5 protein-coding genes and 2 pseudogenes are annotated in these 6,350 nt (G+C 68.9%); all 7 read left to right on the top strand.

What is annotated here, in order from left to right; all coding sequences use genetic code 11:
• Window positions 1–463: pseudogene (locus AC5Y5V_RS30105) on the top strand (methyl-accepting chemotaxis protein); the annotation flags it as partial.
• Between the two features lie 88 nt (window positions 464–551).
• A pseudogene (gene argC, locus AC5Y5V_RS30100) lies at window positions 552–1,611 on the top strand (N-acetyl-gamma-glutamyl-phosphate reductase).
• Window positions 1,608–2,819 carry a bifunctional glutamate N-acetyltransferase/amino-acid acetyltransferase ArgJ gene (gene argJ / locus AC5Y5V_RS30095; RefSeq protein WP_499942608.1) on the top strand — a complete coding sequence of 404 codons (1,212 nt, stop codon included), beginning with the start codon at window positions 1,608–1,610 and terminating at the stop codon, window positions 2,817–2,819. The pseudogene argC and the gene argJ overlap by 4 nt, the downstream one beginning before the upstream one ends.
• Entirely contained in the window at window positions 2,816–3,742 is a 927-nt protein-coding gene (argB, locus tag AC5Y5V_RS30090) for an acetylglutamate kinase (RefSeq protein WP_499942607.1), read from the top strand. The genes argJ and argB overlap by 4 nt, the downstream gene beginning before the upstream one ends.
• 4 nt (window positions 3,743–3,746) lie before the next feature.
• Entirely contained in the window at window positions 3,747–4,931 is a 1,185-nt protein-coding gene (locus AC5Y5V_RS30085) for an acetylornithine transaminase (RefSeq protein ID WP_499942606.1), read from the top strand.
• Entirely contained in the window at window positions 4,928–5,851 is a 924-nt protein-coding gene (gene argF, locus AC5Y5V_RS30080; RefSeq protein ID WP_499942604.1) for an ornithine carbamoyltransferase, read from the top strand. Before AC5Y5V_RS30085 ends, argF begins: the two co-directional genes overlap by 4 nt.
• A complete protein-coding gene (locus tag AC5Y5V_RS30075) occupies window positions 5,851–6,345 on the top strand; it encodes an arginine repressor (protein ID WP_499942611.1) in 495 nt (164 codons plus the stop codon). Before argF ends, AC5Y5V_RS30075 begins: the two co-directional genes overlap by 1 nt.
• Window positions 6,346–6,350 lie beyond the last annotated feature (5 nt).

Below are 6,350 nucleotides of genomic sequence, written 5' to 3'. Positions count from 1 at the left end.
GAGCGGCGACATCTCCGGACTGGTATCACTGGCACAGACCGGGTTCGTCCAGGCCACCGGAGCCGTCACGGCGCTCTTCGGCGAGGGCATCACGGGTCTGATCAACACCGGTGAAACCCTCTTGGGCGGCGTGGGATCGGGCCTGCTGGGTCTGGCGCAGACCGGCCAGGCGCTGGCGACAATCTGGGAGAACGCGACCGCATCGGTGGCCGAGACATTGCGCGGCGCGCTCGTCGAGAGCTTCGGTGTCGGGTTCCCGGGCCTTGTGCAGACGGGCCAATCGCTGGCCACCGGTATCCAGGGCGCGATTGACAGCCTTGGTCAGACCGGCAGTGGGATCGTGATGACGCTGCAAAATGCCGGCACCAACTTCGCTGAAGATTTCAGTGTCGCCCTGCGCAACCTGCAACTGGCCCTGCAAGCAGCGTTCAACATCAACGTCAGCGGCAACGTCGCTGCCTGAGACCGGGGGGTCCTGGCGGCGTGCCGCCCGAAGTACACCGCCAGGGCCTACCCTCAGGCAGAATTGATTTGCAAACTCCTGCATAACCATGCAGAATCGCCGGAATGGCCGATCCGAAAAGAGTGGCGGTAGCCGGTGCCAGCGGCTACGCCGGCGGAGAGATTCTACGGCTGTTGCTGGCGCACCCGGCATACACCGACGGTCGGCTGACCATCGGCGCGTTGACCGCGGCAACCAGCGCCGGCAGCCCGCTCAGTGACCACCACCCGCACCTGACGCCGCTGGCGCAGAGGGTGGTCGAGCCGACAGAGCTGGCCGTCCTGGCCGACCACGACGTCGTCTTCCTGGGCCTACCGCACGGTCATTCGGCCGCGCTGGCCGAACAACTGAGCCCGGATACGCTGATCATCGACTGCGGCGCGGACTTTCGGCTGACCGACGCCGCCGCCTGGGAGCAGTTCTACGGATCCCCGCACGCGGGCAGCTGGCCCTACGGCCTGCCTGAGTTGCCTGGGGCACGTGAGCGGCTGAAGGGCGCGCGGCGCATCGCCGTTCCGGGTTGCTACCCAACCGCGGCGCTGCTCGGATTGCTGCCCGCGGTCGCCGAGGATCTCGTCGAACCCGCGGTGACCGTCGTCGCGGTCAGCGGCACCTCCGGCGCGGGGCGCGCGGCCAAAACCGACCTACTCGGCGCGGAGGTCATCGGATCGGCGCGCGCCTACAACATCGCCGGGGCCCACCGCCACACCCCGGAGATCGCCCAGGGTCTGCGTGCCGTCACCGACCGCGACGTCACGGTGTCGTTCACCCCGGTGCTCATCCCGACCTCGCGCGGCATCCTGGCCACCTGCACCGCGCGCACCTCGGCGCCGCTGGCTCAGCTGCGGGCGGCGTATGAAAAGGCATACGACACCGAGCCGTTCGTCTATCTCATGCCGGAGGGCCAGCTGCCCCGGACCGGGTCGGTGATCGGCAGCAACGCCGCACACGTCGCCGTCGCCGTGGACGAGGCCGCCTCGACGTTCGTGGCGGTCGCCGCGATCGACAACCTGGTCAAGGGCACCGCCGGCGCGGCCGTGCAGTCGATGAACCTGGCGCTGGGCTGGCCTGAGGCCCAGGGCCTTTCGGTGGTCGGGGTGGCGCCGTGACCGAAACGGCCCAAGCCACGTTGGTGCGCGCCCAGGGAGTCACCGCCCCGGCCGGATTCCGTGCCGCCGGAATCGCCGCCGGTATCAAGGCTTCGGGCGCCCGCGACCTGGCGCTGGTGTTCAACGAAGGCCCTGACTATGCGGCCGCCGGCGTGTTTACCCGCAACAAGGTAAAGGCCGCGCCGGTGCTGTGGACCCAGCAGGTGCTGACCACGGGACGGCTGCGCGCGGTGATCCTCAATTCCGGTGGCGCCAACGCCTGCACCGGGCCGGGTGGCTTCCAGGACGCCCACGCCACCGCGGAGGCCGTCGCCGCCGCATTGTCGGACTGGGGCACCGAGACCGGGGCGATCGAGGTGGCCGTCTGCTCGACCGGGCTGATCGGCGACCGGCTGCCCATGGACAAGTTGCTTGCCGGCGTCACCGAGATCGTCCACGAGATGGCGGGCGGACTGAACGGTGGCGACGACGCCGCCCATGCCATCATGACCACCGATACCGTGGCCAAACAGGTTGCCCTGCATCATCAGAACAACTGGACCGTCGGGGGAATGGCCAAAGGCGCGGGCATGCTGGCGCCGTCGTTGGCCACCATGCTGTGCGTGCTCACCACCGACGTCGTTGCCGAGCCTGCGGCGCTCGACATCGCCCTTCGGCGCGCCACCGCCCGCACCTTCGACCGGCTCGACATCGATGGCGCCTCCTCCACCAATGACACGGTGTTACTTCTTGCTTCCGGAGCCAGCGAAATCGCTCCGGACCAAGCGGATCTCGACGAAGCGGTGCTGCGGGTCTGCGATGACCTGTGCGCGCAGCTGCAGGGCGACGCCGAAGGCGTCACCAAGCGCCTCCTCATCACCGTGACCGGGGCCGCCAGCGAGGACGAAGCGCTGACCGCCGCGCGGGTGATCGCCCGCGACAGCCTGGTCAAGACCGCGGTCTTTGGCTCCGATCCCAACTGGGGCCGGGTGCTGGCGGCCGTCGGGATGGCGCCGGTCACAATGGAACCTGACCGGATCACCGTGTCGTTCAACGGATCTGCGGTGTGCATCGACGGCGTCGGCGCTCCCGGCGCGCGCGACGTGGACCTGTCGGGTGCGGACATCGACATCGTCGTGGACCTGGGCGTCGGCGAGGGCCACGCCACGATCCGCACAACCGACCTGTCGCATGGCTACGTCGAAGAGAACTCGGCCTACAGCTCATGACAACCTCGCTACCCACCCAGGTCAAGGCGGAAGTGCTTGCCGAAGCGCTGCCGTGGCTGAAGCAGCTGCACGGCAAAATCGTCGTGATCAAATACGGCGGCAACGCCATGACCGACGACACGCTGCGGCAAGCCTTCGCCGCCGACATGGCGTTCCTGCGCAACTGCGGTGTCCATCCCGTCGTCGTGCACGGCGGCGGCCCGCAGATCACCGCCATGCTGCGCCGCCTCGGCATCGACAAGGGCGACTTCAAGGGCGGATTCCGGGTCACGACACCGGAAGTGCTCGACGTGGCGCGAATGGTGCTGTTCGGTCAGGTGGGCCGCGAACTGGTCAACCTCATCAACGCGCACGGCCCCTACGCCGTAGGCATCACCGGTGAGGACGCGCAACTGTTTACCGCCGTGCGGCGCAGCGTCACGGTCGACGGCGTGGCCACCGACATCGGGCTGGTCGGCGACGTGGACCGGGTGAACGTCGCCGCGGTGCTGGACCTCATTGCAGCGCGCCGGATTCCGGTGGTATCGACGCTCGCGCCCGACGTCGACGGCGTGGTGCACAACATCAACGCCGACACCGCGGCGGCGGCGCTGGCCGAAGCCCTGGGGGCCGAAAAGCTGCTCATGCTCACCGATGTCGAGGGGCTGTACACCAGCTGGCCCGACCGCCAATCGCTGGTGAGCGAAATCGATACGGCCACCCTCGCGCAGCTGCTGCCGACTTTGGAGACGGGCATGATCCCCAAAATCGAGGCCTGTCTACGGGCGGTCACCGGCGGCGTGCCCAGCGCGCACGTCATCGACGGTCGAGTCAAACACTGTGTGTTGGTGGAACTTTTTACCGACGCGGGTACCGGCACCAAGGTGGTGCGCGCCGGCGACGATGCAGAGCGAAGCGATGAGGAGGAGCGGCGCAGGTGGTGAACGCGTGAGTGCAACCGAAACTGTCCAACGGCGGTGGCAGGCCGTGATGATGAACACCTACGGCACCCCGCCCGTGGCGCTGGCCAGCGGTGACGGTGCGGTGGTCACCGACTTCGACGGCAAGTCCTACGTCGATCTGCTCGGCGGCATCGCGGTCAACGTCCTGGGCCATCGCCACCCCGCGATCATCGAGGCCGTGACGCAACAGCTTTCGACTCTGGGCCACACCTCCAATCTGTATGCCACCGAACCCGGCATCGCGCTCGGCGAGGAACTGGTCGCGCTGCTGGGGGCCGACAGTCCGGCCCGGGTGTTCTTCTGCAACTCCGGCACCGAGGCTAACGAGGTCGCGTTCAAACTGTCCCGGCTCACCGGACGCACGAAAGTGGTTGCAGCGCAAGACGCGTTCCATGGACGCACGATGGGATCGCTGGCGCTGACGGGCCAGCCCAGCAAGCAGGCGCCGTTCGAGCCGCTGCCGGGCTACGTCACGCACATCCCGTACGGCGACGTCGACGCGCTGGCCGCCGCCGTCGGCGACGACACCGCCGCAGTGTTCCTCGAACCGATCATGGGGGAGAGCGGCGTCGTCGTCCCACCGGCGGGCTACCTCGTCGCCGCCCGCGAGATCACCGCGCGCCACGGCGCACTGCTGATCCTCGATGAGGTGCAGACCGGAATGGGACGCACCGGCGCGTTTTTCGCCCACCAGCACGACGGCGTCACCCCGGATGTGGTGACGCTGGCCAAGGGACTCGGCGGCGGCCTGCCCATCGGCGCGTGCATCGCGATCGGGCCCGCCGCCGAGCTGCTCACCCCCGGCCTGCACGGCAGCACCTTCGGCGGTAACCCGGTGTGCACCGCCGCGGCGCTGGCGGTGATCAAGGTGCTGACCACCGATGACCTGGTCCGCAGCGCCGAGGTCAAGGGCAAGTCGCTGCGGCACGGCATCGAGTCGCTGGGCCACCCGCTGGTCGACCATGTCCGCGGACGGGGGCTGCTGCAGGGCATCGTGCTGACCGCCCCGCGCGCCAAGGACGCCGAAGCGGCCGCCCGCGACGCCGGTTACCTGGTCAACGCCGCCGCGCCGGACGTGGTCCGGTTGGCGCCGCCGCTGGTCATCACCGAAGCCCAGCTCGACGCCTTCGTCGGTGCCCTGCCCGGCATACTCGACAGGGCCAGCGCATGACCCGCCACTTTCTGCGCGACGACGATCTCTCCCCGCAGGAGCAGGCCGAAATCCTCGAGCTCGCCGCCGAACTCAAGAAGGACCCGTTCAGCCGTCGGCCCCTCAAGGGCCCGCGGGGGGTCGCGGTCATCTTCGACAAGAACTCCACCCGCACCCGCTTCTCCTTCGAGGTGGGCATCGCGCAGCTCGGCGGGCACGCCGTCGTCGTCGACAGCCACAGCACCCAGTTGGGCCGCGAGGAAACCCTGCAGGACACCGCAAAGGTGTTGTCCCGCTTCGTCGATGCCATCGTCTGGCGCACCTTCGGGCAAGACCGGCTGATCGACATGGCGTCCACCGCCACCGTGCCCGTGATCAATGCGCTGTCCGACGAGTTCCATCCCTGCCAGGTGCTGGCCGACCTACAGACCGTCGCTGAACGCAAGGGGACGCTGAAAGGCTTGAAAATGGCCTACTTCGGCGACGGCGCCAACAACATGGCGCACTCGCTGATGTTGGGCGGGGTGACCGCCGGCCTGCACGTCACCGTCGCCGCACCCGACGGCTTCGTGCCCGACCCGTCGGTGCTGGCCGCGGCCGAGGAGCGGGCCGCAGATACCGGCGGCTCGGTCACGGTGACCGTAGACGCGGACGCGGCCGCCACAGGTGCCGACGTCCTGGTGACCGACACCTGGACGTCGATGGGGCAGGAGAACGACGGGCTGGATCGGGTGGGGCCGTTTCGGCCGTTCCAGGTCAACGCCCGGCTACTGGGCCTGGCCGACCCGGAAGCGATCGTGCTGCACTGCCTTCCGGCCCACCGCGGCGACGAGATCACCGACGAAGTCATGGACGGCCCGGCCAGCGCGGTGTGGGACGAGGCGGAAAACCGGCTGCACGCCCAGAAGGCGCTGCTGGTGTGGCTGCTGGAGCGATCCTGATGACCCGCTCCAAGGCGGCGGCCGAAACCACCCGAGTCGGCCGGCAGGCGCGCATCGTGACGATCCTGTCGTCGTCGTCGGTGCACAGCCAGACCGAGCTGGCGGCGCTGCTGGCCGACGACGGCATCGAGGTCACCCAGGCCACGCTGTCGCGCGATCTCGAGGAACTCGGCGCGGTGAAACTGCGCGGCGCCGACGGCGGCGTCGGCGTCTACGTGGTACCCGAGGACGGCAGCCCGGTACGCGGCGTCTCCGGCGGCACCGACCGGGTGTCGCGCCTGCTGAGCGAGTTGCTGGTCTCGACCGATGCGAGCGGCAACCTGGCCGTGTTGCGCACACCGCCGGGCGCGGCGCACTATTTGGCCGCCGCCATCGACCGCGCGGCCCTGCCCCAAGTCGTCGGCACCGTCGCCGGTGATGACACCATCTTTGTCGTTGCCCGGGAGCCGATGACTGGCGCGGACCTCGCTGGCATGTTCGAGAACATTCGATAGGAGAT

The sequence above is a fragment of the Mycobacterium sp. NGS68 genome (assembly GCF_059812195.1).
Note: the sequence above shows the minus strand (reverse complement) of the source record. Positions and strands in the feature narration are given on the sequence as shown.